The 24,639-nt window shown below is 67.3% G+C and carries 20 protein-coding genes and 5 pseudogenes; 16 read left to right on the forward strand and 9 right to left on the reverse strand.

Going from position 1 to position 24,639, the window contains the following annotated elements:
- Positions 1-7: 7 nt before the first annotated feature.
- Entirely contained in the window at positions 8-817 is an 810-nt protein-coding gene (locus DWB77_RS38630; protein WP_246033357.1) for a hypothetical protein, read from the reverse strand.
- Positions 818-1,553: 736 nt separating this feature from the next.
- Here DWB77_RS38630 and DWB77_RS02015 point away from each other — a divergent pair.
- The 4 genes from DWB77_RS02015 to DWB77_RS37515 all read left to right on the forward strand — a co-directional run bounded on the left by DWB77_RS02015 (position 1,554) and on the right by DWB77_RS37515 (position 5,612).
- Complete coding sequence (locus tag DWB77_RS02015; protein WP_246033358.1) at positions 1,554-2,357, forward strand: hypothetical protein; 804 nt, start codon at positions 1,554-1,556, stop codon at positions 2,355-2,357.
- 1,340 nt (positions 2,358-3,697) lie between these two features.
- Positions 3,698-3,979 carry a hypothetical protein gene (locus tag DWB77_RS02020; protein WP_120719606.1) on the forward strand — a complete coding sequence of 94 codons (282 nt, stop codon included), beginning with the start codon at positions 3,698-3,700 and terminating at the stop codon, positions 3,977-3,979.
- Positions 3,976-4,416 carry a hypothetical protein gene (locus tag DWB77_RS02025; RefSeq protein ID WP_120719607.1) on the forward strand — a complete coding sequence of 147 codons (441 nt, stop codon included), beginning with the start codon at positions 3,976-3,978 and terminating at the stop codon, positions 4,414-4,416. The genes DWB77_RS02020 and DWB77_RS02025 overlap by 4 nt, the downstream gene beginning before the upstream one ends.
- Positions 4,417-5,303: 887 nt before the next feature.
- Positions 5,304-5,612, forward strand: coding sequence for a hypothetical protein (locus DWB77_RS37515; protein WP_162952347.1), 309 nt, complete (start codon positions 5,304-5,306; stop codon positions 5,610-5,612).
- 295 nt (positions 5,613-5,907) lie between these two features.
- Here DWB77_RS37515 and DWB77_RS02040 read toward each other — a convergent pair whose 3' ends face one another.
- From DWB77_RS02040 to DWB77_RS02055, 3 genes are all read right to left on the reverse strand, one after another.
- Entirely contained in the window at positions 5,908-7,410 is a 1,503-nt protein-coding gene (locus DWB77_RS02040; RefSeq protein ID WP_120719610.1) for a hypothetical protein, read from the reverse strand.
- A gap of 151 nt (positions 7,411-7,561) precedes the next feature.
- A protein-coding gene (locus DWB77_RS39565; RefSeq protein WP_428985090.1) for an IS630 family transposase occupies positions 7,562-8,628 on the reverse strand; the annotation gives its coding sequence in 2 pieces (ribosomal slippage) (positions 7,562-8,182 and positions 8,185-8,628; 1,065 coding nt in all).
- A gap of 31 nt (positions 8,629-8,659) precedes the next feature.
- A complete protein-coding gene (locus tag DWB77_RS02055; protein ID WP_162952348.1) occupies positions 8,660-8,902 on the reverse strand; it encodes a hypothetical protein in 243 nt (80 codons plus the stop codon).
- A gap of 258 nt (positions 8,903-9,160) precedes the next feature.
- On the opposite strand from DWB77_RS02055, the gene DWB77_RS02060 reads away from it, so the two are divergent.
- The 3 genes from DWB77_RS02060 (at position 9,161) to DWB77_RS02070 (ending at position 14,324) form a co-directional block, all read left to right on the forward strand.
- Positions 9,161-11,971 (forward strand): DNA/RNA non-specific endonuclease, encoded by a 2,811-nt coding sequence (locus tag DWB77_RS02060; RefSeq protein WP_162952349.1) that lies wholly within the window; start codon positions 9,161-9,163, stop codon positions 11,969-11,971.
- A 96-nt stretch (positions 11,972-12,067) separates the two neighbouring features.
- Positions 12,068-12,616: a hypothetical protein gene (locus tag DWB77_RS02065; protein ID WP_162952350.1), complete on the forward strand. Its 549-nt coding sequence runs from the start codon at positions 12,068-12,070 to the stop codon at positions 12,614-12,616.
- A 1,234-nt stretch (positions 12,617-13,850) separates the two neighbouring features.
- Positions 13,851-14,324: a hypothetical protein gene (locus DWB77_RS02070; RefSeq protein ID WP_120719614.1), complete on the forward strand. Its 474-nt coding sequence runs from the start codon at positions 13,851-13,853 to the stop codon at positions 14,322-14,324.
- A gap of 353 nt (positions 14,325-14,677) precedes the next feature.
- On the opposite strand, the pseudogene DWB77_RS02075 reads toward DWB77_RS02070, so the two are convergent.
- Positions 14,678-15,738 (reverse strand): annotated as a pseudogene (locus DWB77_RS02075) (PucR family transcriptional regulator).
- Between the two features lie 138 nt (positions 15,739-15,876).
- Between DWB77_RS02075 and DWB77_RS38225 the strand changes: the two are divergent.
- Both DWB77_RS38225 and DWB77_RS38230 read left to right on the forward strand, forming a co-directional pair.
- A pseudogene (locus DWB77_RS38225) lies at positions 15,877-16,458 on the forward strand (DNA repair ATPase); the annotation flags it as partial.
- 275 nt (positions 16,459-16,733) lie between these two features.
- Positions 16,734-17,084 (forward strand): annotated as a pseudogene (locus DWB77_RS38230) (transposase family protein); the annotation flags it as partial.
- 187 nt (positions 17,085-17,271) lie between these two features.
- Here the strand turns inward: DWB77_RS38230 and DWB77_RS02085 are convergent.
- Positions 17,272-17,877 carry an ALF repeat-containing protein gene (locus DWB77_RS02085; protein WP_120719615.1) on the reverse strand — a complete coding sequence of 202 codons (606 nt, stop codon included), beginning with the start codon at positions 17,875-17,877 and terminating at the stop codon, positions 17,272-17,274.
- 230 nt (positions 17,878-18,107) lie between these two features.
- Here DWB77_RS02085 and DWB77_RS38635 point away from each other — a divergent pair.
- The 5 genes and pseudogenes from DWB77_RS38635 to DWB77_RS02105 form a co-directional block, all read left to right on the forward strand.
- Positions 18,108-18,259 (forward strand): annotated as a pseudogene (locus DWB77_RS38635) (IS701 family transposase); the annotation flags it as partial.
- A 20-nt stretch (positions 18,260-18,279) separates the two neighbouring features.
- Positions 18,280-18,619: pseudogene (locus DWB77_RS38640) on the forward strand (MFS transporter); the annotation flags it as partial.
- A 74-nt stretch (positions 18,620-18,693) separates the two neighbouring features.
- Entirely contained in the window at positions 18,694-18,831 is a 138-nt protein-coding gene (locus DWB77_RS37525) for a hypothetical protein (RefSeq protein ID WP_162952352.1), read from the forward strand.
- A 1-nt stretch (position 18,832) separates the two neighbouring features.
- A complete protein-coding gene (locus DWB77_RS02100) occupies positions 18,833-19,030 on the forward strand; it encodes a TetR family transcriptional regulator C-terminal domain-containing protein (protein ID WP_246033359.1) in 198 nt (65 codons plus the stop codon).
- Between the two features lie 30 nt (positions 19,031-19,060).
- Positions 19,061-19,992 (forward strand): IS5 family transposase gene (locus DWB77_RS02105; protein WP_428985093.1). Its coding sequence is split into 2 segments (ribosomal slippage): positions 19,061-19,438 and positions 19,441-19,992, totalling 930 coding nucleotides; the frame shifts between segments, so codons are not numbered across the junction.
- Between the two features lie 15 nt (positions 19,993-20,007).
- Here the strand turns inward: DWB77_RS02105 and DWB77_RS02110 are convergent.
- Entirely contained in the window at positions 20,008-20,370 is a 363-nt protein-coding gene (locus DWB77_RS02110) for a hypothetical protein (RefSeq protein WP_246033332.1), read from the reverse strand.
- Between the two features lie 82 nt (positions 20,371-20,452).
- The gene (locus DWB77_RS02115; protein ID WP_216826814.1) at positions 20,453-20,782 is read right to left on the reverse strand and encodes a DUF6192 family protein; all 330 of its coding nucleotides are present in this window, start codon (positions 20,780-20,782) and stop codon (positions 20,453-20,455) included.
- Between the two features lie 414 nt (positions 20,783-21,196).
- Here DWB77_RS02115 and DWB77_RS02120 point away from each other — a divergent pair, with 414 nt between their 5' ends.
- The gene (locus DWB77_RS02120; protein ID WP_120719616.1) at positions 21,197-22,414 is read left to right on the forward strand and encodes an IS110 family transposase; all 1,218 of its coding nucleotides are present in this window, start codon (positions 21,197-21,199) and stop codon (positions 22,412-22,414) included.
- Between the two features lie 839 nt (positions 22,415-23,253).
- A complete protein-coding gene (locus DWB77_RS02125) occupies positions 23,254-23,784 on the forward strand; it encodes a transposase (RefSeq protein WP_162952353.1) in 531 nt (176 codons plus the stop codon).
- Between the two features lie 569 nt (positions 23,785-24,353).
- Here DWB77_RS02125 and DWB77_RS39200 read toward each other — a convergent pair.
- Positions 24,354-24,569: a cytochrome P450 gene (locus DWB77_RS39200; protein WP_216826897.1), complete on the reverse strand. Its 216-nt coding sequence runs from the start codon at positions 24,567-24,569 to the stop codon at positions 24,354-24,356.
- Positions 24,570-24,639: the final 70 nt, after the last annotated feature.

The raw sequence follows: 24,639 nt of genomic DNA on the forward strand, positions 1-24,639 counted from the left end.
ACAGTTCCTAGCCGTCCCGCCAGGCACTTACGGTCCAAAGGACCGCGAAGCCCGTCCACACGACGGCGAACGCCCAGACCGCGGGGTGGCCGCCGAACAGTGCCATGGAGCCGAGCCAGCCGACCCCAACGACCACGAACAGCAAGCCGAAGTTGGGGAAAGCGAAGAGGCCAGAGGGCCGCCCGCTCAGCAATGCCCATGCGCCGCCCGCCAGGATCAGGCAGCCCAGCGCGATCCATGGGAGAACCGCCTGCTGTGAGGAGGGCGCGTAGGAGTCGACGTGGCCGCGAACCCTCAGCTCCACGACGTCCCCCTGCCACAGCCGGACTTCGGCGTGATCACTCCTCCTGGCGTCGTCGTATGTCTGCGACTTCACGCCCAACCAGGCTGAGCCTCCTGGCCGTTGGATCTTCAGGCTGTAGTACGTCGTACAGGTCGTACCGCCGTCTCCGCCGCCGGCGGCGGTCGCACCGCCGATGGCGCCACCGGCGGTGCTCATACCGCCTCCGGCCGTGATGCCTCCGGTGGTGATGCCTCCCGTCGTGCCGCCGCTCGTGCCGTTGGACGTGCAGCGCTCACCCGTCCGCCGGTCGAGCACCGTACCCGCCTCGCGCCGCACGCACAGTTCCCCGTCTCCGCTCCGGCCCCCACCCGGGCAGTCCGGTGCGTCGCGGTACTGCATGGTCGCTCCGTAGCCTTCAACGACCTGCTGACCGCAGAGCAGGACTCCCCATCCTGCTGCGAGGACGAGCAGCCCCCGTAACCACTGGGGCAGCCGCCGGCGGTACCAACCGTTGCCGTACCCCCTGTTTCTCACCCAGATGTCATCCCCGTTCGGTCGAGCCCTCATACTCCGGACTCGCCACGGAACGTTGCACAAAAGCCACAACAGGCGGGTTGGAATCCCAACCCGCCCTTGTCAGGGCACGGGGCGTCAGATCCAGCCGCCGCAGAGCTTCATGCTGCTGACGTAGTGACCCATGCCCCCTCGGTCCTACCTGCCACGCAGGCCGGTCTTCCAGCCGGGTGGCAAGGGGCGATCGGGTACCGGGCAGGATCAGCACGTCGTGACGGCGGGCTTCGGCGAGGATGACGCGGGCCGGCCACATTTCCGGCGGACGGCGAAGGAGAGCCTGAACCCGCCCAAGCGGGCGGTGCGGCTACTGGAGCAGTGGCTGGAGCACTCCGCCCCCTTGCGGGTCTTCGCCGACGACGAGTTGCGCGAGGCGCTGTGGATCGCGCAGGGCCGGCCAGTGACTCAGCCACCGAAGGGATGGCCGGCCCACGCCACGGATCGCTGTCGGCGGCTCCGCTCACGCGGTGAGGTGCCGCGCCGGCCGAGAGGACCTCATGGCTCACCATACCCCCCAGGTCCCCCTGCCCCCTGCCCCCTGCCCCCTGCCCCCTGTCAGGCGCTGCCACCGCGCTCACTCTGGCGCACCGCCGTGGCCGAGCCGGCATTACCACCACCTGCGCCTGCGGACCCCGAAGTTCGCCCAAGAGGGGCGGACCCGCTCAGCGTCGTTGCCGGAGGGGCTGGCTACTCTCCCGCCATGGATCAGCCCCACACAACCAGGCCCTGCGCGGAGGACATCCTCGCCGCTGAGCCCGGACTCGCACCGTACGCCTTGCCGGCCGTGGTGCTGGCCCCCGCACCGGAAGAACCGGCCGTCCACCAGAGTTCCGTGGGTGGGCCGTTGCTCTGGCCGGCCGACGAGGCGTGGCCGTGCTGCGACCTCCCGGACGAGAAGTCTGATTCCGGTACGCCGGCGACCGCCATGGTGGCGGTGGCGCAGGTGTACCGGAGGGATGCACCGGGCGACTGGTGGCCCGAGGGCAAGGATGTGTTTCAGCTCCTGTGGTGCCCCAACGTGCACTGGGATCCGCCGGCTCCGCATGCCGACGTCAGCCCGGTCGCGGAGATCCGCTGGCGCGACAGCGCAGACGTGAAACGCATACTCACCTCACCCCCGCTGCCCGTTCGGCAGGAGGACCCTGACTACGGATACACCCCGGTGCCGTGCACGCTCACCCCCGTGCCCCTCATCGACTTTCCCCACCCACAGACCCTGCTGGACGGAGAACTCATCAAGTCCGTACAGGAGTACGCGAAGGCGACCGGAGACGGAAGCGATGTCATCACCCGGGTGGCCGGGATCAAGTTCGGCGGGTGGCCCACGTGGCACCTGACCGACCCGTACGACATCCTGTGCCTGACCTGCGGCGCCCCGTGCCACCTGCTGTTCACCGTAGCCAGCGACCACACCACCGGGATCACGGTGGGCAGGTGGGGCGACTTCCGGATCTTTGCCTGTCCAGCCGGAGAAGGACACGGCTACGTCTTCGACCAGCACTGATCCGCGCCTCGCGGGGGCCGCTCCACCCTCACGGAGCCCGAGGGCCGAGCCTCATCCGAACTCCCCGCGTTTCCGCCGCACCTCAGGGCGGCACCAGCGGGGCCGGCGCATTCAGCGCAAAGGGGGGCGGCTAAAGTCACGGCCATGGAGGGGACGAACGACAGTCGGCCGTGCCGGTGGTGCCAGCGGCCGGTCACTCGACGCGGCCGGTGGGGCGTGAAGCGTTACTGCACCGGCTGGCACCGGCTCAAGCAGTACTTGATGTGGCCGTTGGCGGTTGTGCTGCAACTCTTCTCCTGACACCTCGTTCCCGTCCCTCGCGGTGTCCTGTACCGCCGCCACATCGGCGAGCCGCCCGGTCCTCCAGGAATGCACCGCCCCGGACTGGTAGAGGTCCATATCCGCGACGGCGGAGCCCGCCGCCACCACGCCCAGGGCCAGAGCGGCGCTGGCCACAGTCAGAGCCGATCGAGCGGCCCATCTGCGAGTAATCGTCATGTCACAACCCCCTGCTTCTGTGTCATTCACGGAACTAGAGCACCCGCCACCACCGCCCGGTTTCCAGACGCGGAGGACGCGGAAAGTACGCCTGAGGAGGGACGTACGTGACACGAGTCCTGACGACCAGGATGTGTCATGTGCCGCACAAATAGCTCACAGCAACGACGGACGCCACAACACCAATCACTCCTGACGATCGAGATCCAGACTGTCTCAGGACAGCCCCTCGATTGCGTCGCCGGCGGAACCGGAGGCCTCAGCTACCCGCCGTTCACCGCTAGCCTTGCGGTCTTGAGGCATCTAGCGGAAGAGGCAGCCCGACACGCGCTCCTCCCACCTCTACTCACCGCGATGTGCAAGAAATTGGCCTGATCGAATCCCGCAATCGGAGCTGACGTAGCGCGCTCTGACGGCGCACCACCGACCTCGAAACTCGGGCCTGCGTGTATGCGCGGGCGATCAACCCGATCCTCTGGTACTCGTCGGCTTCGTCCCATCCACGGTTCCGGCTGGCGTGTGCCAGCGCTGTGGCTGCGCCATGGGCTGAGCACTGCTGCTGGCAGTGCCCGGCGGAGTAACGGGGATCGTTCACCGGCGCCTGTGCCAGTACGACGGCCACACATTGAAAACCGACGTGCGCCAGTGCTGGGGCTGCGCCACGGGCCAGCGTGGCAGTGCATACTCCGCTCGCGGCCGCCTCCAGCACGTCGAAGGCGCCATGCACCGTCAGTGTCTGTTCATTGGCGAAGGAGCGGGAGTGCAATCAAGCCACGGCGTTCGGCGGGGTGGACCTGCGTAAGCATGAGTGGGCCGGCGGTCAGCCAGACCTCGGAGCCGGAATGCAGGTATCACCGCACGAACGGGAATGGCTCGGCCAACGGCTTGCGGTTCGTCTCATCCCAGAGGTAGCTCAGGGCCGCACCGAGCATGGACAGCAGCTCTCGGGGCGGCACGGCGCCGCCCGCCAGGCCGTCGTCGTCCTGGTCCACGCCGTCACCGCGCCGCGCACCAGCTGGCGCATCATGCGCGCCCCGGCCACCGAGACCCGAGCACCGACGCCCGTACGCGATCCGGACTGGGTCGCCAACCGCACCCACCACGACAAGGGAGGCACCGCGTGAGCACCGAGCAGTACGACGCCGACGCGTACGGCCAGGAGCTGGCCCGCATCAGCCACCACCAGCACGAGGCCACCGACGCGCGGTTCACGGTCTTCCCCTGGGCCGCCGTCGGCATCGGATATGAGCAGGCCGACGACATCGTGGCGAAGCTGGAGGCCGGGGCGGTGGCCGGCGCCCACACCTGGATCTCCGAGAGCAGCGCCCCGCACGGGTCCGAGCAGCGCTTCGAGGACGGCTGGTTCGCCGGAGTCCGCGACGTCGCCAGCTACCTGCTGCGCATCGCCGACACCACCGCCACCACGGGGCGCGGGCGCGCCGCCTCCAGCGCCATGCTCCTCGCCCACCTCCAGCAGCCGCCCTCCCCCGCCCCAGCGAGAGGCCCCGGCGGAGACCCGGCCCGGCCCCGGCCGTGGAGCTGGACGCGAAGGACGTCCTGATGGCCGCGGAACGCTGCCCGTGGACCGCTGCCGCACCCGGTGAGCGGCACTGGCCGGACGACAGTGACTTCCTGGACGTCGCGCTGAGCGTGGTACGCCCAGCTTCACACTCATCTGGTCCACCTTCTCATCCGTAGCAGAGTCACGATCACTCCCGGAGCCACAGCGATGACTATGACGACGGTCTGGGCCGCCCACTGACTGTTACGAGCGTAGAAAATGATGAGGAGTGCAGAGAGAGCCAGGACACCCCATCCCCACGCCGGATCGAGTGACGGGAATCGCGCCGGGACCCACGCGATGAATAACCAGATCAGCGCAAGCACCAAGATCAGACCACCCCTGCCGGAACTCCTCAAGTCGGTTCACTATTCAGGCTGTTGACGGCTCCATACTTCCGGGCAAGCGTCACTACCACGGCCTGCCGACCGCTCAGGTGGACAGCGCACCCGACGACTGGAGAACAGATCACGCCGTCCGGCCAGGAAGTCGGAGCGGTGTGACGCAGGCGGACAGGACCCGGGCACGCTGGACGGCCCGGGGTCCTTCGCTTCCTGGGACCAGCGGCACCGCGCCCCAGGCTCTACACGCACTGGGGTGTGATGCCCGAGGTTCTGAGCTGGGGCATCACGCTGGTGAGCGGGCAGACCCTAGGCTCTTGGCCCGCTCTCCTGCCGAACTATGTGGCGGCCGGTACGGGTTCGTGGCGCAACCGGCCGCAGGGGTATCTCACTGCCCGGGCGTTGCCCGGGGTGGAGATGGCGGAGACGGAGCTCGGCATAGAGCCTTGCGTCCGTGTGCAGAACTCGGCCGCCCCACTCAACGTGGCTGGGACTGGTGGGCTCCTGCCTATGGCGTACGGGTTTCTCGGCATCAACAATCGGTAGATGGCGAACAACGGCGAGGGCGGCTGGCGCCCGCGGGACAGCAAGCACCCTTGGCGACCTCCCAAGGAGGGACGGCCCCTCCTCCCTGAGAGCAGCGATGGTCCTGGCAGGTCGCGAACGCCGCAAAGCGTGGGCGGCTGGATCGCACTCATCGCGATGATCCTTTGGACCCTTGGTGCAATCCAATGGAACAGCCAAGGCTGCACCTTCTTCCCGACTTCCTACCGTCTGGTCATCCAACACGGATTCCCAAGCTCCTACGACAAGTGCAGCAGCGAGACCGAGCAGGGCACCGTCAAGGACGACTGACTCCCAGCGCCTTCCTCCCTCGAAGGTCGGCGTGGGCCGTGCTCGTCAGGGATTAGTTGTCGTACTCGGAGTCGTCGTAGCCGGGGCAATCTTCAGCCGCTGCTTGGATTGCCCATCTCCCGATTCCCCCCCGGGTCCCGGATAGAGCTCGCACAGGCCGCGATTACCGCGCGGAGAAGGGCTTTGTTGCGCTCGGATCTCCTTGAGTGCAAAACGGTGTGGAGCGGTGGACGACGCGGACAACGAACTGAGGGAGCGGCTTGTCGTGCTGTTTCTCCGCCGCGCACAGGATCGGTCAGCCTGTCGGGCTGAACGTGAAGGCCCGGGGTTGGGCGCCGTCGGGGGGAGTGAACCATTCGACGTGCATTGTGTTGTTGTGCGGCTCGGACATGATGCGGCTCGGTGTCTGGGTGCAGAACCCGGCGGGCTCTGATGCGGTGACCGCTTCGGGGCCGAACTTCAGTCCGTTACCGGTGAAGGCGAGGATGGAGACGCCCTTGCAATGGTGGGCATCTCCGTCCCAGGCGAACTCGGCGCGGGCCTGGCCGAGGGGCCCTTGCAGGATGGTCATGCGGACGGAGGAGGTCGGGTCGTTTCCGTCCTGGGCCCGCCAGGTGCCGAGGAATTGTGCGGGCACGGCATGGTCGCTGGAGGTGGCGCGGCGCAAGGTGGTGGTGATGTCTTGCGACTTCCAGGTGATCGTGTCGGCGTCCCTGCCACGCAGGACGATGTCACCGGTCTGGGCGCAGGGGCCCGTGGAGGGGGCGGTGGCCGTTCCTGGCGTGATGACGAGCAGTGTGCCCGCGGAACTGACTGTTCCCTGGCTCTGGCACAGAGAATTCCGGGACAACGTCAGTATGTTGGCCGCCGCGGTTCCCACGGTGCCTGCGCGCAGGACGATGCGTCGCAGGGAGGGGGACCGTTCGCCGGGCTCGGTGAACTCGCCTTCCCAGGCGCCGATGTAGTCCTTCGGCACCGCCGCGGGGGCGGGGGTGCTGGCGGAAGGCGCGCTGGGTGTGGAGTCCGACGGGGCTGCCGACGGTGAAGGCGAGGGCGACGGGCTCAGGCTCGGGGTGCGGGCCGGTGCCGTGGAAGGAGTGGTGGCCACAGGTGCGGGGTTGTTCACCGGGCCGCTTGCCGGGGGCTGCTCGTGGCGCAGGGCGAGCACGGTGAAGACCGTGGTCCCGGAGACGACCGCGGTGAGCGCCAGCGCGGTCGCTATGACCAGCATGCGTCGCCAAGAACGGCGTGGGCCGCCTGCGCGGGGAGAACCGGTGCGGGGTGGGGCGGGGAGAGCCGGGGTGTTCGGGGATGCGGACTGGAAGTAGAGCGCCGTGCCCTGTTGTACCGACCTGGCGCTGAGCTGCCGGACGGCGTTGTACTGCTCGACCAGTGCGGCGCGGGAAACGAGAAGGATCGCGGCTGCCTCACGGGAAGCAGCCGTGTAGCGGGCCGGCAGCGCTGCGGTCTGTTCTTCCGCCCCGGCCGGATCGGCGGGGGTCGGTGACGTAGCCGCGGGGCCGGTGTCGTAGGAGGCCGCTTCGTCACGTACGCGGGTCACCGCGCTCTGTACGAGACGGATCTGTAGCAGCCGGTTTTCGGCTTCCTCCAGGTCTCGTGCCGCCGCCGGCGTCTGACCCTCCCGGCCAGACGGCACGCCGGCGCTGGCGAACGATGAGCCCTCGGCGGGGGCGAGTTGCCTCTGAAGACCGGCGATGATGCCGAGGAGTAGATGGACGAGTCGCTCAGTGTCCCGCAAGGTCGCCGTCGCCTGCTCCACCGCTTCCCAGGCCGTCACCCCCCGATCGGATGCCGCACCGTCCGCCGGGGGCATGGGCTGCTGTGCGGCAACTGCCGCGGCGTGGAGGCGTTGAGCGTCTTCCCAGTGCTGGATGCGGGTGCGTTCATCGCGTACTACTGAGGTTGAACTCGTGGTGTCGTGTCGTTGCTCAGGTGGGTCTGATGCTCAGGCCGGTCTCGGCGAGGCAGCCGTCGATGAGCTCGCTGCGGTACTGGATGTGCCGTAAGCCGCGTCGGATGCGCTGGACGAGGTGTTCGGGGGTGCTGAAGGCGACGTTGGAGAGCCAGCCGCGCCGCAGAAGGGACCAGATCCCTTCGACAGGGTTGAGATCGGGCGCGTAGGGCGGCAGGTAGTAGATGGTCAGCCAGTCCCGGGCTTCGGCGAACTCCCGCAGTCCGGCGGCCTTGTGGACGTTGAGGTTGTCCCAGACGAGCACGATCGGGCCGCCGAGCTGCTGGTGGGCTGCGATGAGCAGGTCGCGGTAGTCGCGCCAGGAGAAGCTCTTGCGTCCGTCGCGTCGGCCGTCGTCCCGGCGCGGCCGGTAGATCAGCCGGGACCGGTGTCCGGGTTTGTAGCAGGTCAGCGCCGCGATGGATATCCGTCTGCGGGATCGGCCCCGCACCCGCACCACCGGAGTCCGGCCGCGCTGCGACCAGGTCCTGGCCTGCGGCGGCGTCATGGAGAAACCGGCCTCGTCCTCGAAGACGAGCCAGGCTCCACGGGCCGCCGCGAGTCTTCCGCGCAGGGCCACACCTCCTTGACCCACCCGGCCACCGCCTCGTCGTCCCGCTCAATCGCCCGGCGGGCCGGCACCTGGCAGGACCAGCCGTTGCGCACCAGCAGCTTGCGCACGCCCTGGACGGTGTAGGTCAGGTGGAAGCGCCTGCCGATCACCGTCTTCACACGGCTCAGAGTCCAGCGTTGATCCTCCCAGCCGTGCGCGGCCGGCCCCTTGGCCAGCTCCGCCTCCAACTGGGCGAACTGCTTCTCACTCAGCCTCGGCAGTGAAGCCGGCCCCTGTGACCGCAGAGCCCGCGGACCGCCCTCGTCCCACAGCTGTCGCCATCGCTGCACCGAGCGGACGCTGACCCTCAGGTCCTTGGCGATCACCGAGCTCGCCTCGCCCTGCGCGAACCTCTCGGCCGCCTTGAGCCGTAACTCCTCGCGAAACTGCTGCCGTTCGGCCGTCAGCCCGCCCCCTTGTGGATACCGCATGCCCCGGTGATACCGCACGGGCGACAAGTAGTCAGCCCCTACGACACCACGAGTTCAACCTCAGTAACTCCTGGACCAGCCGCTTGAGTAAGTGCAGATGAATCAGCTTTGCCCCGGAACGGTATTCACCCCAGCTCGTCTTGCTGATCTTGTATCGCTCGGCCAGCTCCCGGACCGTGAAATCCTTCGTCACCGTCCGCACGAAAAGCGCCAACTCATTGGCCTCATCGCTCTGGCCCTTGGGTCCGCCTTGCGGACGGCCTGCCTTCACCACCCTGAATCCCCCTCGTGGTTGTCCGCGTTGTCCGCTGTCCGCACCCCCTCTACCTGCGGACGTACAAGTGCGTTGTTGATGGACAATCAGATCAGGTCACACCGTGGGACTCCAGCGCTTCCCAGACAAACCCTGGAGCATCCCGTGATCCGTCTCCTGTCCCGCAGCCGCCCTCCATCCCCACCCCGTAGAGGTAAGCAACCCGCGTTCGTCAAGCGGATCAGCCTCATGGTCGCCGGCGCTGTAACGGCGGGTCTGATGTCCACCGTGCCCGCCGCGGCCACGGACACCGCCACCACACCGATACCGCTGGTGTCCGTGGCCGCCATCGGCGACGACGAGGTGTTCGCGCTCGCCGCCGACCACAGCGCCGTCTACCAGTGGAACGGCGCCGGCACCGACTGGGTCAAGGTCGGCGGACCCGCCGAGGACCTGTACGCCGGCGGCGCAGGCCTCTTCGCCACCAACCGCGACTCACACAAGATCTACAAGTACAACGGCGCACCCGACCAGTGGACCGAGATCGGCAATCCTGGCGCGGAGTTCGCAGTCACCGGCGACCACCTCTACGGGCTCAGTACGGACCGGACCGCGGTCTACGAATGGACCGGTACCGGCACCGACTGGGTCAAGGTCGGCGGACCCGCCCAGGACCTATACGCCGGCGGCGCAGGCCTCTTCGCCACCAACTGGGAGACCGGCCGCATCTACAAGTACAACGACCAGCCCGATCAATGGTCCGAGACCGGCAACGCGGGCGCGGAGTTCGCCGTCACCGGCGACCACCTCTACGGCCTCAACCCCGACCGCACCGCCGTCTACGAATGGAATGGCACCGGCATCGACTGGACCAGGATCGGCGGACCCGCCCAGAACCTCTACGCCGGCGGCGCAGGCCTCTTCGCCACCAACCCCGACACCCACAACATCTACAAGTACAACGGGCAGCCCGATGGTTGGGACCACGTCGGCGAAGCGGGCAGCTCCTTTGCCGTCGGCAACGTCCGCCTGTACGGGCTCGCACCCGACGGCAACAGCGTCCATCAATGGAACGGTCAGGGCACTGACTGGGCCAGCCTCGGCGCACCTGTCGCCCCGGCAGCTCCTCGGGCCGAACAGCCGCAGGCGTCGGCCTCCTCCCCGGCACCCACCACACCAGAACCACAGGACGACCCCGAACCAGAAGGCGCGCAAGCCCCCTCCGCCGACGCCCCGGCGGAGGGGGACGGCACGGCCACCTCGCTGGCCGTCACCGCCAAGGATGAGCTCTACATGCTGGCCGTCGACCAGAGCGGCGTGTGGCATCGCGAACAGGACGGGTGGAGGCAACTGAGTGGCCCCGCCATGGCGGTCTACGCCGGCCGCCTCGGGGTGTTCGCCACCAACCCCGACACCGGGCTGATCAACAAGTACAACGACAGATCCGACGGGTCGTCTCCCTGGGGGCCGATCTCAGACGCCGGCGGCGACTTCGCGGTCAGCGGCGACAGCCTCTACCACCTGCCTGCCAACCATTCGGGAGTAGCCGAGTGGCACGGGGACACCTGGACCCAGATCGGTGGCCCGGCGAAGAACATCTACGCGGGCGGCGCAGGCTTCTTCGCCACCAACCGCGAGACCGGCCACATCTACAAGTACGACGGCCGACCCGACCAGTGGACCGAAGTCGGCGGCCCCGGCGCCACCTTCGCCTCAGGTCACGACCGCCTCTACGGCATCGCCACCGACCACAGCGCCGTCTACGAATGGAGCGGCAAGGGCACCACCTGGACCCGGATTGGCGGGCCCGCCGGGAACATCTACGCAGGCGGTGCCGGACTCTTCGCCACCAACCCGGACACCGGCCACCTCTACAAATACGAGGGCCAGCCCGACCAGTGGACCGAAGTCGGCGGCCCCGGCGCCACCTTCGCCGTCAGCGACACCCACCTCTACGGTCTGAGCCCCGACCACAGCACCACCTACCAGTGGAACGGCACCGGCACCGACTGGACCCGCATCGGCGGACCCGCCGACCCCATCCAGGAACAGCTCGACGAAAAACTCCTCAACGAAAACTGCCCGCCCGGACAGAACTGTCTTCAGGAGTACCGAGACGCCAAAAAGATCCTCGAGACCAGCGTCACCGACTGGATGAAGGTAAATGGCTATGAGGCGTCCCTGAACACCCTTGGCATCAACACGATCCTCGAATGCGTCAAAGACCACGACTTCAGCAGCTGTATCGAAGCCCTAGCCGACGCCGGCCAGACCCTGCTCGGCGTTGGTGCCTTCAAGAAAACCTACCGCCTCAAGAAACAACTGGACCACCTGGCACGCGATTTACCCAAGTTCCTGGACACGCTCAACAAGGCCCGGGCCCAGTACAACAAGCTCCAGGCCATCATCGCGCTCGCCAGAGCCGCCAAGCCTCATCTCCCGGACCAGGCCGGCGTGCCGGAGCACCGGAGGCTGGCGCCACAACCCGACGGAACCGGGACCGCCAACAAGGACAAGTGTGGTTGGGCCGAGCTCGAAGACGTGGACAAGAGGAACGGAAACCGCGCTACAGGAATAACGGCCTGCCTCACCCAGTCCTACATCGACGAACACCCGGGCACGGAGACCAGGATCAAGATAACGAAGCCTCCGGGATACGACTGGGCGGGGCGCACGGCAGCTCACCTCGGCGCCCTTCCCGTGAATCAGAACATCAATGCCTGCCATCTTCTCGGCAAGAAGTTGAGCGGCTCAGGAACCGACCCGAGAAACCTGGCTACCTGCGCACGGGGCGCGAACGACTGGCAGACCGGTTCCCAGCAGGGCGACAACAACATGAAGAAATACGAGAGGGATGTAGCTGACGCTGTCAGGGGTGGGCAGGACGTTTTCTACCGGGTGACGGCGACCTACAGTGGCCGCAGGACCGTGCCGATCGGATTCAGGATCAGCGCGTACGGCATAACACCGGGCGGCGGTCCGGGAATTGAGATCAACGTCTTCGTCTCGAACACTCTCGCGGGCCGGAACCTCGGGATGTTCAACGACCAGCACACCAACCGGCAAATTCCCACCGGATCCGAAGCCTGAGAGGGACGCACCGTGGAGACAGAAGACCCCAAAAGAGATCTCGTCACAGAATGGGAAAGGCTGCAACTGCGTATGCCGCCTCCGGCCGAGTGCGGCATGGCAGTCGACTGGTCCCGGATGAGGGAGTCCTGGGGGAAAGAGTTCCCGCCTGACTACCGGCAGTTCATGGGGCTGTACGGGCCGGGGACGATCGAGAGCTACCTGGTGATCGAACTGCCCGAGTGCAAGGGCACCCCGCCGGCATCCCCGTACGGAGGCATGCTCCTGGAAACGGAGAACGCCTGCGCCCTGTGGGAAAGGGAAGAAAAGGCGCAGGAACTGCACGACGCGAACCCCCAGTTGATCGCCTGGGGTGCCGACGCCAACTCGGACCTCCTGTGCTGGGACGCCACTCCCGACGACCCGAGCACCTGGCCGGTCCTCGTCCGCAACAGAGACGACGGACTCTGGCGCGGCTACGACTGCGGGATGGTGGCATTCCTTGCCCGCATCCTGCACGGGGACTTCACCAAGTGCCCCCTCGGCGACCTCTCCCTCTGGAACATCCCGACCGCGTCCTACCTGAACGAACACGAGGAGCGACGCATACGGAAGCAGGGCCTGGATCCCTGGACCGGGGAGCCCGATCCGTACGCCGGAACGTAAGACGACGCCGGACAGCGAGGCCTGGGGTACATCTCCGGGCCTTGCTTTACTGTCCTTTCGGCGAGTGGGGCCCCATGAGGCCGACTGCATCTCGCCGTCGTGAGCTACCAGTTCGAGGGATCAGCACACAGCCCATCGCAGCATCCGGCCCCGGGCACCGGTCGGGGACGTCCCCGAAGTCAGCGCGCTTGACCGGAACACGCGCAGATTGCTCGTGTCTGACACGTGCCGGCTTGAGTTCCTTCCCGTGCTCGTGTCGTGTGATGTGAGGCCCCAGGGCCGGCGGTCAGGGGTGCCAGTGCGTCACGGCAGGGATAGGGGTGAGCAGACGCCGGGCTGAGTTGAGCGCTCCGAGAACGGGCCGGGTGCGAGTCTGCGGGATCTGTGTGTCCCGCCCCTTGATCGGAGCGGGGTTGGTCAGGCTCGGGCTGAAGACGGCCGGCGGCGGCCAGGGTGGTCGTGGCCGGGTGTGCGCGTGTGAACAGGCGGATCCGCCAAGCCGGCGTTGGCGGCGATTTCATGCCCCCTCAGAGCGCGCCGGTACCGGACACGCTCCGGGGCATCCCTGGCGCTGGGACTGCATCACGAAACAGGGCAGGGACACACCGCTACTTCCGCTGCGGAGCCTATGACGAGGGTGCCCGCATCTCATACGGATGCGGCCACCCTCCGCCGTCGCACCACCAGGTGCTCCGGGGCCGCTTCTCAACAGTGGAGGGGTGGTCCGGCACACACCCGGAGAATCGTTCCTGCGACGGGCAGACGTCCCAGCCGATGACAGCCGGACCGAGCGCCCGGGCTCTGCCGCCGCGGCCGGTGACCAACAGGACGTCTGCCACCCGAACCCAAACCACAGACCTGATAACAGCCAGGCGATGGTACGGATCCGTGCGCCTGAGGCCGCGATCGATCCATGACACGTTTGTGGAGCGCACCAGCTACTGAGCATCCTGATAGTCGCCGTCTTCCCGGGGCGTCAGGGGCGCGAGATGATGCGTGCCTGGCTGCTCACCACTTTGGGGGATCCATGCGTGTCACTCGTGTCCGGAATGCAGGATTAGCACTGGCCATCTGCACCCTGACTTTCGTCTCGGCGTGCAGTGACACGCAGAGCGGCGGCGGCTCAGCGACCGGGTCAGCCCCGGCGGTACTAACTGCGAAGGATCTCCAGCTCGCCTCGCTCAGCCGCCTGGATCTGCCCAGCACCTATGAGCTGCGAGGCGAAGGAAGAGCGATGCAGCAGGCAGGCAAGCCGGCGAAAGCGGATGTGCCGGACTGCCAGCCCATCGCCGATATCTACAGCACGAGTCCGCAGGTGGCCCGCAGGGCCAGGACGGGTCAGGAGATGTACGACTTCGGAGGCGGACGTGAGGACTGGTATCACGTCTATCTCGACGCCTACGGTTCGGACAAGGAGGCGCATGAGGTACTCGAAACTCTCCGCTCCGCGGTGGACGAGTGCTCCCGCTTCAACCTCGTCGACGGTCGGGAGTTCGGTACGGTCAGCAAGGTCCTTGCACCGACCGTGAAAGATGAGTCGATGGCATTCCGCTGTGGCCGCTGGGCACTCACCCTGGTTCGGACGGGAACCGTACTCGCGGTTTTCGAGGAACAGGACACCTCGGAGAGGAGTGCTCCGGGCGAGGTGTCCCCTACCCTCGTGAAAGCCCAGTTGACAAAGTTGCGGGAAGCGCTTGCCCAGCACTGACGGGGACTTCGCCGAGTGCCCGGTGCCCTGCAAAGGCCACAGTGCCGCCGCCCAGATGCTGGGCCTTCGCAAGGTCCAGCTCCAACGCGGCTACTCCTGGCCGCAGATGATGCTGCAACCGACGGGTGAGCGTCCCAACTGCGCTCACGTCGTTCTCCCCGTGCAACCGCACCACCACCCGGGAGACCGACACAATCCGCGCTCGGGGCTCTCGCCGGGTCACCCAGTCGGGGACCGCGGCAATCGCCTCCCGCGCGGGTGCCGGGCCATTTCAGACCTTGCCCGTTCGGGGGGGCCGCACACCGGCACGAGCAGGACCGAATCCCTGCCGGGGCACGCCAGCACGACGTGCGTCAGAGTGTTTTCGCGGGCCAGTCGAGCAGCCGGGCGCCGATGACAGCGGTCTGCAAGGTGTAGCGGTGCACCGGATCGGCGGGGTTCGCACCGGTGAGGTGCTGGATGCGCTCCAGGCGATAGGTGAAGGCGCGCACGCTCAGGCTGAGCCGACGGGCCGCCTCGGCCGCGACGCAACCGGAATCGAAGTAGGCGGTGAGGGTTTCCAGCAGCGGCTGGGCTCCGCCTCGGGCCTGTTGCAGCGGGACCAGTACGCTGCGTACGAGGTCGGCCATGGCCTGTCGGTCGCGGGTCAGAACCGGGAAGACGAGCAGGTCCGCGGCTCGCAGTACCGGTCGTCGAGGTTCATCCGCTGGGCCAGGTCGAGGGTGTTGAGCGCTTCCTCGTACGAGTGGGCGACGCCGCCCGTGCCGGGTTGGGGCCGGCCGATGGCGACCCGTCCGCCGTCGGTCACGGCGTGCGCCTGCTTGGCGAAATTCAGCAGCACCTCGTCCTGGTCTGCTGGTGCGATGCAGACGAGCCGACCGTCCTTGGTGACGTACAGGATGCGGCGGTTGCCGAAGCGGCCGAACAGCGCCCGCTCCACGCTCTGCGTCACGGGGTGCGCGTCGTCGTACGCCTCCGGTCCGGCGGCCACGGCGACGGCATGGGTGTGCGAGAGGAGCAGTCCGAAGCATTCCGCGCGCTCGGCGAGGGTGCCGGGGTCGCTGCGTCCGTACAGCAGGTCGTCGATGAACTCACGGCGGGCCGCCTCCTCGTGGCGTAATGCCAGGAGCTGGGCACGCTCGTGTCCCTCGGCCAGCGCATCGACGACCTGGTCGAGCGCGCTGAGGACGCGGCCGAAGGAGGCACGCGGGAGGTCGGGACAGGCCGCCCGGGTCATCGCCAGATGCTGACGGACCACAGCACGTAGCCCGTGTCCGGCCTTCGCCGCCCGCTCCCCCAAGACGCGGCGCGACTCCAGTTCGTCGCGGGTGAGCCGGCGGCCTGTGGCGCCGACCTCAGAGAGGATGCGGTCGTAGCCATCGAGGTAGTCCTCCGATATGTCCCTGCCTGCCACTGGCTCTCCTGAGATTTGATGTGCCGATACCGGCTCTTGACGCCTCGCCGACGTCTCCTTGACGCGGCGGCATCAAGGGTGCCAGACCCCCACCCTGCGTCGGCACCCGGCATCACGAGTGCATGAAGATTGCCGCAAATGCGGCAATGCGAACAGGCGTGCCTCCGGTCAGGATGGCCATACGGGGGGACACGGGGGTGGGCCGCATGCCGGGAAGCGGAAACGCGTCCCGGCCGTGACTCTGCGTTTCGGCACTACAGCGGGCTACGGTCGGGTCGGGGCGACACGACGGGTGAATTCCTCGGCGTCGCTTTTTCGGATGCTGCGCCCCCCAACGGGGAGGACCTTCTGTACGTCTTCCGCGCCCGCGTTGAGGGCCGCAGCCTGCTCCTGCCGTACAACATCATGCGCAAGGCGGTCGCGACCCCGCTCCCCTGCCACGGGCACGCCCTCCTCGACGACGGCACGCTCCTGGTACTGCGCGCGGGCTCCGACCAGGCGGCCCGGGTCCATCCGATCCAGCGCTGGCACCCCCCGTACGTCGCCGATAGCTACGTCGCCGCCCGGCCCGTCGGCGCGAGCGCTCCGGCCCTGATCGGCAATGCGGAACTGGTCCGCGGCATCTCGAACTGCCGGCCCGTCGCTCGTTTGGTCGCCGACAAGACCGCGCCGACGACCGGGGTGTACGAGACGCTCCTCGCCGCCTTCGCCCGGGCCACGGATCAGCACCATTGGCGTGACAGGGCTGAAGTGGGCGATCCGCTGCGGCCGTTGGTCCGTAGGCAGGGCTCCGGGTCATGGCTTTCTGGGGGGGACGGCCTGAACGGGGTGGTCGCGAACCGGGCCAGACAGTCGTCGTCCAGCAGGGCTTCAACCGGGTCGAGGTGGCGAAAACAACCGGCGATATTCGCTGCGCGGGCTGCGGTCACATCGCTTCGGTCTTGGCGCATCCGTTGTCCACGAAGACCTCGACATCGCATCTGGCTTCCTGATGGCGGAAAGTCCGGGCGAGGGGCGGAGCCAGGAAGCGTGCACCGGGAAGCCGGGGCCCGGCATCAGCTGGTCTTCGTGGACCGTTTGGTGTCCACGCTTATCCGTCTGCGGCACGATCTGCCCCATGCAGTCATGGGTGTGTTGTTCGGTGGTGATCGCTCTACTGTCACTCGGGCTGTCGCTGAAGTGCGTCAGCTGCCGGCGGAACGGGGCTTCGCCGTTCCTGACCAGCCCGGCCTGCGGCCTCGCACGCTGGAAGATGTGTTTTCCTAGGTCCGGGCCAAAGGCGTCGAACTGCGCTTGGATGCCACGGAGGTTCAGGTCGCCGACCGGTTGCGGAACGTGGTGGGCGGAACGAACGGCCACACCATGCATGCACCAGCAGAGCGTGCCCACCGCAATCACACATCAACTCGTTAGTCGCACGGTACTACCCGCGCGCTCTTGGGTTGGGGCGGGGCTGCGTGCGCTGTCGCCGGTGACGACGCGGGACGCAGGCTCATGGCCGAGCGCCCCGCTCACCAGACGATCGGCAACCTGCTAGTCGCCCACGTGGTACTGGCCGGTCACCAGGAAGTACCGCATGTCCTCCGGGGTGCCGTCGAGCGCCTTGTTGCACGCCGCGCGGAGGGCAGTACTGATGCCCGGCCTGGCCAGGATGCGGGAGATGGCAACGCTGTCGTCTTCGGCCTGGGCGATGCGGTAGCCCGTGGTGATGAAGGTGCGCAGGGCTTCGGGGGTGTGGATGTTCAGGACTTTGTTGGCTTCGCGGATGACGGCGCGGTCGCCGTTTTGCTGGGCGATGCCGAGGATGCGGGAGACGGCGACGCTGTCGTCCTCGGCCTGGGCCAGGCGGTAGCCGGTGTCCAGGAACGCGCGCAATACCTCAGGGGTGCCCGCGTCGAGGGCCTTGTTGGCTTCGCGGACGACGGCTCTGTCGCCGTGTTGCTGAGCCGTGCCCAGGATGCGGGCCACCGCGACGCGGTCGTCGTCCTCGGAGGTGGCGGCCGTCGGTGTCCAGGACACCGCTGCGGTCGACGACGTCAGGGCCGGCGTACCCGCGGCGACGGCCGGGGTCGCTACGGCGAGCGCCGGGGCCAGGGCGGCGGCAGCGATGAGCAGGGCGGCGCGAGGGGTGGATCGCATGAGTCTCTGTCTCCGTGATCGAACTGATCGAACTGTGATGGGGGGAATCATCTGCGCTGCGGGACACCGCGTCACTGCCGCATGCAAGCAGTCTTTTCCCTCATCTTCTTGCTCGACTCCTACCCAATACGGCGCTTACCGGATGACTTAACTCCGCTAAGAGGACTCCGTCAGGTCTTCCAGGCGGGTCTGTTTCGGAGGGAGGAGGACAGGCGGACGCACATGAAGTGATGCGTGTCGGGCGACGTTGGCGCTGTTCGTGGCGGACGTGTTCGCCTCGGAGCCGCGCAAGTACCAGCGGACCAAGGGCCACTGCTTTCCGCGGGGGCTGAAGCTGGACGGGCGGCGCAAGTCGATCCAGGCCCCAGACCACCGGGGCCCTGCGTACCGTCTGACTGCCGCGTGGCCTTCGTCCGTCCCGGCGTGGCCGACGTCTTGACTGTGATGGCTGTCGAGCTGGCGATCATCAGCAACATGAGGCTGTACAGCCCGGAACTAGCCACCTACCGGCTCGAACACAGCTCCAAGCATCTCGTCGCCCGCTCCCTGGCCGCCTGGTCGATCGGACCAGCAGGCAGCCATCGCCATCCTCACCGCACTCGCCGGGCTGCTCACCGCCATCATCAGCCCACGCACTGCACTCACGGTCGCAGGACTGCGCATTTTGACCACACCACTCCTGCTTCCCCGACAGGACCGGGCGTCGCAGCACAGGACGGAACTGTCCCGCAACCACTCGTGACGCACCACAACTCGCCATCCTCAGAACGCAGCCGTCCATTGGACGAGGCCGCGCCGTTAGGGAGAAACGCTCGCGTGAGCACTGTCCACGTGTTTGACCCCACCCCCACCGCTCTTCTTGTCATGGACTACCAGACCGCGGTCCTGGCCTTTGCGCTCGAACGCGAGGACCGCAGCATCATCTGCTTGCGACGCCTGCGAACCTCATTCTGAAATGATCAGTACCGCCGAAGCGGCGGAGTTCGACGGCCGCAGCGGACCGGTGCGTGATGCCATCGCCGGCCTGGACTCACTCTGGCGCCGTGACCTGAGCATCCACATCCGTCACGCGGTCACCGTTGGCGAACTGCCGCCGGATACCGACCCCGACCAACTGGTATATGAGCTAGGAGCTGTCCGGTCGATCATGTGACTACTCCGCGCCTGTGTCGTTGATGTGGACATGGGGCGGGGCGATTTGACGGATGCCGAGTGGGAACGGCTGCGACCGTTCCTTCCGGTCAGCAACAGGCGTTGTGGCAGGTGGCGGGACCATCGGCAGGTGATCGACGGGATTCTGCACCGGGTGCGGACCGGCGTTCAGTGGCGTGACCTGCCTGAACGGTTCGGCCCGTGGAAGACGGTCTATGAACGCCACCGCATGTGGTCGGCCGACGGAACCTGGGAACGCCTGCTCCAGCAGGTCCAGGCCGAGGCCGATGCGGTCGGAGAGATCGACTGGGACATCTCGGTTGACTCCACCATCGTGCGGGCGCATCAGCACGCCGCTGGCGCCCGCACCGAACCACCGCCGGCTCCCGCCTCAAAGGGGGACGCAGCGGCAGAACACCAGGGCGAAACGCCGTGGCAGAGCCTCGTCGCCCGCCTGGTGGAGGTGGTGCAGGAGGTGAGGGCCTGGGCCGCTCGCGGGGCGGGTTCACCACCAAGCTCCACCTGAGCGCAGACGGCCGCTGCCGCCCGCTTTCCCTCATCGTCACACCGGGACAGCGGGCGGACTGCACGCAGTTCAAGCCCGTGTTGGAGAAGATTCGCGTCCCGCGGATCGGGTCGGGCAGGCCGCGCAGGAAGCCTGACAGCCTCGCGGCGGACAAGGGTTACAGCAACGGCCCGTGCCGCGAGTACCTGCGGCGCCGGGGCATCCGGCACACGATTCCGGAGAAGACCGACAGCCAGGCCGCCCGCCTGCGCAAAGGGTCATGCGGCGGACGGCCACCTGGCTTCGATGAAGAACGGTACAAGAAACGCAACACCGTCGAACGGGCGATCAACCGGCTCAAGCACGCCAGAGCCGTGGCCACCCGCTACGACAAGCGCGGCTACGTCTTCCTCGGAACCGCAACCGCAGCAGCCCTCGTCATCTGGCTCCGAACATGAGTGCCCGGGCGAGACCTACGGCGTGTTCCTGCCCTTGCCGTTCCCACCGGCGAGCTGGCCAACCATCATGACTACGAGGCCAACCAGGAGAATCACGCCACCGATCAGCGTCCCTGTCGGTCGCGTGCCGGAGTCGCTGATCACCAGTCCGAACACCAGCTGCCAGCACAGCGCGAAGGCCACCACGAGCTGCCCCCAGCCGTAGAGCTGGGGAGCACGGACATGGCGCCGGTTCATGGGGAGCACCCATCCACGGGAAACGGCAGCAATGCCGGAGGCAGCGATGAGCAACGCCATCAGCACAAGAGGTATGGCGAGGTACAGCTTCACGGTCGCTCCCTGCAGGGTCGGGCCCACGCCCGACGCCAGCGTGATCATGACACCCCTCGCATGGCAGGTCCATCCCCTTGAGGAGCTCTGTGATCGACCGGACAGCTCCTAGTCGGGATCATGCTCGCTCTCAACCACTCCCTGCAACTCCATCACGACAAGCACGCACCTGGACGCGCTTCTCGGCCGGGGTGACGTACTCGGTCACCTTGGGTCGCTTCAGCAGGTCGGTGGCGACCTGGGCTGCGACCTCGTCGTCCCGGGTCAGGTCGGCGACGGCCGCGACCTTCTCAGCCAGCGTCACCGGGCGGTCGACCCGCTGGCCCACCACGCGCTTGGCGCCGTCCGGCGTCCACTGCCGGGCTCCGGTGCGCGGGTTGAACGGCGCGTCCTCGATCGCCGCCCACCGCTCGTCCTCATCCGCGACCGATGCCAGGATCCGGTGAACCGTGAACGACACCCCTTCCTTGCGATTGCCTTTGGGCCACCGGTTGGCGCGGTGTAGCGCCAGTCCTCCACGGTGCTCCGCTCCACGCCGATATCGTCCGCGAAGATCTGCAACGACTCCGCGACGGTGAACAGGTCCTCCGTGCCGTTGGGCATCGACCCGCCCCCGTTATGTTTTTCGCGGTCCTGCAAGAGGGCCGCTGGCCTCCGGGCCCGGTATGACTGTGTCCCCCTGTCGAAGGCATGACCTGGGGGGTGGTGTCACCGGGTCCGGGGGTGTTCGTCGGAGACGCTGATGAGAGGTCCGGCCACCGTCCGGTCCGGCGCAATGCCGGACAGTTCGCGGGCGGCAGGTCTGCATAACGTGGATGCGCGAGCACGACACCCGAGCCGAGGCCGGCACCGTCAACTCCCCCGGAAGGGCGCGATGTTCGAGATCGAAGACGTGGGCGTGTTCCTCGGCCTGGACGTCGGCAAGTCCACCCATCACGGACACGGGCTCACCCCGACCGGGAAGAAGATCTGCGATAAGCCGCTGCCCAACAGCGAGCCGAAGCTGCGGACCGTGTTCGACAAGCTGACCGCGAAGTTCGGCACCGTCCTGGTCATCGTGGACCAGCCCGCCTCCATCGGCGCGCTGCCCCTGGCCGTCGCCCGCGACGCCGGCTGCCGCGTCGCCTACCTGCCCGGCCTGGCAATGCGACGGATCGCCGACCTTTACCCCGGCGAGGCCAAGACCGACGCCAAGGACGCGGCCGTCATTGCCGACGCCGCACGAACCATGCCCCACACCCTGCGCTCGCTCGAACTGACCGACGAGATCACCGCCGAGCTGACCGTCCTGACCGGCTTCGACCAGGATCTGGCCGCCGAGGCCACCCGCACCAGCAACCGGATACGCGGCCTGCTCACCCAGTTCCACCCGTCGCTGGAACGGGTCCTGGGACCCCGCCTGGACCACCAGGCCGTGACCTGGCTCCTGGAACGTCACGGATCCCCGGCCGCTCTGCGCAAAGCCGGCCGACGCCGCCTCGTCGAGCTGATCCGGCCCAAGGCCCCGCGCATGGCCGCACGGCTGATCGACGACGTCTTCGACGCCCTGGACGAGCAGACCGTGATCGTTCCCGGCACCGGCACCCTCGACATCGTGGTCCCGTCCCTGGCCCGCTCGCTCGCCGCCGTCCACGAACAGCGCCGGGCCCTGGAAGCCCAGATCAACACCCTGCTGGAGGCCCACCCTCTTTCCCAGGTCCTGACCTCGATGCCCGGCGTCGGCGTCAGGACCGCCGCAGTCCTGCTGACCACCGTCGGCGACGGCACCAACTTCCCCACCGCCGCCCACCTCGCCTCCTACGCCGGCCTCGCTCCGGCCACCCGGCAATCCGGAACCTCAATCCACGGCGAACACGCACCCCGAGGCGGCAACCGGCAGCTCAAACGCGCAATGTTCCTGTCCGCCTTCGCCTGCATGAACGCCGACCCCGCCTCCCGGACCTACTACGACAAGCAACGCGCCCGCGGCAAGACCCACACACAAGCCCTCCTCCGCCTCGCCCGCCAACGCATCAGCGTCCTGTTCGCCATGCTCCGCGACGGCACCTTCTACGAGTCCCGGACAACGAATCACGCCGAACTCGCCGCATAACCCACCACCCGAACCACCCCAAACCCGACAGGAATGCCTTGACGAACGACATAGAGGCACCCCCCGGACGCATCAGCTCGATCTCCAAGGCCATGTCGCCCAGGGCGAACTGGGCGCGGGCGACCTGTGCGATCAGGTCCTTGGCCTGCGCGACGAGCTGTTCGTACGGTGCCGGGTGACGTTCCCGACCCGGTCCTTCACCTCGGTCATGACGACCACCACCCTCACAGGGCTCGGCCCGGCCGCTCAGGATGCGACCGGTCGAAAGGGGCGCCGGCCCCGGTCACCCACCACCCTCGCGTGAGCCCGCCCGGCGCAGACCGAGCGCGAGCCGGGAGCACCTGAAGCACCGCCCAAAGACCCCAACCACCCTGTAAAACAAGGGGTGTTGAAGGTTCAGGCGAGGCGTTCGCAATACCACCTCCGGCCTGACCAGATCAACGAACACCAGGCGGGCGCTTGCCCCCGGCACACCGGGCCGATACCGCTCGGTCCCCAGGCACCACTCCCCGCCTTGACAACGCTGGACTAGCAGAAGCGAGGCTCGTCGCCGCCAACTGGCCCGGTTGAATGGCCGTTCTCATCCCAACGAAGCGTCCACTCAGCGGGCCAACGGACTATCGATGAACCACACTCCCACGCTCCTCACGGCTCTCGCCCCCCGCCAGCTGAACCACTGAACCTGGAAGTTTGAGCGGTCACGTGCACAAGAATGGTGCACCCTGCATTTCCAAGATGCACCATTCACTGTTGATCACGCACCGGGTGGGTGGCACTTTGACAGATTATGTCATGGCGCCCCACCAGCTCGTTCATGTTCCGCGCGCGACGTCGACACGTTGTTGGTCAAGGTCACCCAGCGACGCACCCTGCTGGACGACTACAAGCCCTATCTCTACGAACGCTTCACCCAAGGCTGCCGCAACGCCAGCCTGCTCTTCCGAGAAGTCCGTTACCAGGGATTTCTCGGAGAACGCACCGGCGTCAACCGATACATCCGCCAGCTGAAGCAGGGCCTCGAGACCGCCCCTCCCACACTCGCCCTGCCCAAACCACGGCGGGCACTTCGCTGGGTGATGACACACCCCGACCGGCTCCGGCCACACGAAGTCCTCGGCCTCAAGGCGCTCCGGGCCGCCTGCCCCGAGCTCGACGCAGCCGTCGAGCACGTGCGGACCTTCGCCGCCCTCATGCACGACCGACGCGGGCAAGACGTCTTCGACTGGATCGAGCAGGTCCACAACAGCGACTTGCCATCGCTACAGCAGTTCGCCCGCGGTCTCCTCCACGACCAGGACGCCGTCGTCGCCGCCTCTCCTCAACCCGGATCTCAGGCCAAGTCGAAGGACAGGTCACCAGAGTCAAGCTGATCAAGCGAGCCGGATATGGCCGGGCCAAACTCGACCTCCTCCGAACTCGGATCCTCCTCAGAACCTGACCACCATCCGTCACAAGATCAGCGACAGAGTCCGTTCGTCCGTACGTGACTGGGCACGTTCACGTGTACGCCGACACCCGGTGACCTATCCCGAAACCGTCACCCTCGCCACCTTGCCGAACCAACCGCATCGCACCATCGACGACGCTCTCAGCCTCATCGCTCACCGACTCGGGCTGCCCACCTGGCCAGCAACGCGAACGACCCCCTCCGCGTCTTCCTCACCCACACACGCCACTGACCAGCACCATCCGCAACCCCAAACCCCCAGAGAACGCAGCCCCCTATAGACGTGCCACCACACCTACGAGAAAACCAAGATCAATCCCACGGAACCACCGGACCGCAGACCAAGCCCCCGAACAACCAAACCGAACACGCCTCCAGACCGCGCCCACCACGCCTAAACGCAGCGTCCTCAGCTATCCCGAGTCCCACTCCAGAGAGGGGACACCAGACCAAAGCAGCCCACCTCCCTGAAGATCACTGTTCCGTCACAACTCACCATGTCACCGGAACCTCCCGCAGCGCGTGTACCACCGAACCGACCTTGAACCTCAGCGCGCTCGGCTCCACGGCCAGTGCAAGCTCGGGAAAGCGGTTCAGCAGCATGGGCAGCCCGAGGGTGAGCTCGAGGCGTGCCAGAGGTGCTCCCAGACAATGGTGGATGCCGTGCCCGAAGGCGAGGTGATGGGAGGTATTCCGGTGATATCCAATCGGCCGGGCCTATCGACGAGAGCGGCGTCGTGGGGGCCTCCCCCTGAGTGGTGGACACGCTGATACTGGA

It is taken from the genome of Streptomyces hundungensis (genome assembly GCF_003627815.1).
GTDB lineage: Bacteria > Actinomycetota > Actinomycetes > Streptomycetales > Streptomycetaceae > Streptomyces > Streptomyces hundungensis_A.